Below are 1,670 nucleotides of genomic sequence, written 5' to 3'. Positions count from 1 at the left end.
GGGACTGCGGTGGGAATCCTGGACCAAAGCGGGACAGGAGGAGAACCTCATGTACAGCCAGGGGCAGAGGAAGCGCGCGATAGAGACCTTCATCAAATTCGACCATAGCTACGCCGACACCGTCGCAGAGTTAGGATATCCGACGAGAGCCTGCCTGCGTAACTGGTGGAACGAGTACAAGAAAACCGGTGAGGTGCCCGAGAGCAAGTTCGCCACCGATCCGAGGTACACCGCAGAGATGAAGCAGCGCGCCGTCGAGCACTACCTCGAGCATGGAAAGAGCCTGGTGAGGACGATGAGGGCGCTGGGATATCCCAAGAGCCGCGAGGTGCTCGGCGACTGGATCGACGAGATAGCGCCCGGGCAGCGCAAGTATAGGGGCCCGAACCCAAAGACGCCGCCGATTCCAATCGAGAAGAAGGTGCAGGTGGTGGCGGAGCTGGAGGCGAGGACTGGGCCCGCCGCGGTGATAGCCGAGCGCCACGGCGTGTCGAGGACCGCACCCTACCTCTGGCGCAGGGAGATGATGGGCGATAATGACGGGGGACCCGAGAAGAAGGGAGAACCCGTGAGCAAGGAGTTCGACGACCTGCCCGATGACATCGAGCAGCTTCAAGATATGCTGCGAGAGGCGAAGATGCAGCTCAGAAAGGTGCAGCTTGAGCTCGACGTACGCCAGGCGACCCTCGAGATAGTAAAAAAAGACCCGGGCGCCGACCCGGACCGCCTGGCCAACGCGGAGAAGGCGGCGATGGTGACGGCGCTGAGGACCAAGTATAAGCTCTGCGAGCTGCTCCCCGTGGTGGGCATGGCCAAGAGCAGCTACGAGTACGCGAGGAACGTGCAGCTCAAAGGCGAGACCGAGGAGCACGCGGCCGCCAGGGAGGCGGTGATAGCGGCGTTCGAATCCAGCGGCGGCACCTACGGCTACAGGCGCATCGTCGCCGAGGTCAACGCCGGGTCTGGATCTGAGGGCCGAGTCGGCGAGTGGACCGTGCGCGCCATTATGGCCGAGGAGAACCTGGTCGCATGCGCCGCCAAGAAGAAGCGGCGCTACAGCTCCTACGAGGGCGAGACGTCCGCAGCGCCTCCGAACCTACTGCTAGACGAGCGGGGAAAGCACCGCTTCCGCGCCGACAGCCCGAACGAGACATGGATAACGGACGTCACCGAGTTCCGCATCCCCGCCGGCAAGGCCTATCTCTCGCCGATCGTCGACTGTTTCGACGGGATGCCGCTGAGCTGGTCGATCTCCACGTCCCCCGATGCCGAGATGGCGAACTCCTCGCTGCTCGGAGCGTGCGAGTGGCTCGACGAGGGCGACCACCCGGCCGTGCATTCGGATAGAGGCGGTCATTATCGCTGGCCGGGCTGGATAAAGATATGCGAAGAGAACGGCCTGGTCAGATCGATGTCGAGGAAGGGCTGCAGCCCCGACAACGCGAGGTGCGAGGGCTTCTTCGGAAGGCTCAAGGTGGAATTCTTTTACGGACGCGACTGGGATGGGGTTACAATCGAGGAGTTCATCACCATGCTCGACGCGTATCTGAGATGGTATCGTGACATCAGGATCAAGAGCGACCTGGATTACAAGAGCCCCATGCAGTACCGAAGGGATTTGGGGCTAGTCGCATAGGATGGATTTGGTCCAGGATTCCCACCGCAGTCCC

At 62.2% G+C, this 1,670-nt stretch carries 1 protein-coding gene; it reads left to right on the top strand.

The genetic code is table 11. The features are described 5' to 3' along the window. Window positions 1-49 precede the first annotated feature (49 nt). Entirely contained in the window at window positions 50-1,636 is a 1,587-nt protein-coding gene (locus H6A21_RS10715) for an IS3 family transposase (protein ID WP_428840765.1), read from the top strand. The last annotated feature ends 34 nt before the right edge of the window (window positions 1,637-1,670 follow it).

This window comes from Collinsella tanakaei, assembly GCF_016902615.1.
Classification (GTDB): domain Bacteria; phylum Actinomycetota; class Coriobacteriia; order Coriobacteriales; family Coriobacteriaceae; genus Collinsella; species Collinsella tanakaei_A.
This window is presented reverse-complemented; position numbering and strand designations above follow the sequence as displayed.

Coding starts and splice junctions, on each gene's coding strand:
- H6A21_RS10715 (WP_428840765.1), top strand. CDS start 50: ATGTACAGCCAGGGGCAGAGGAAGCGCGCGATAGAGACCTTCATCAAA.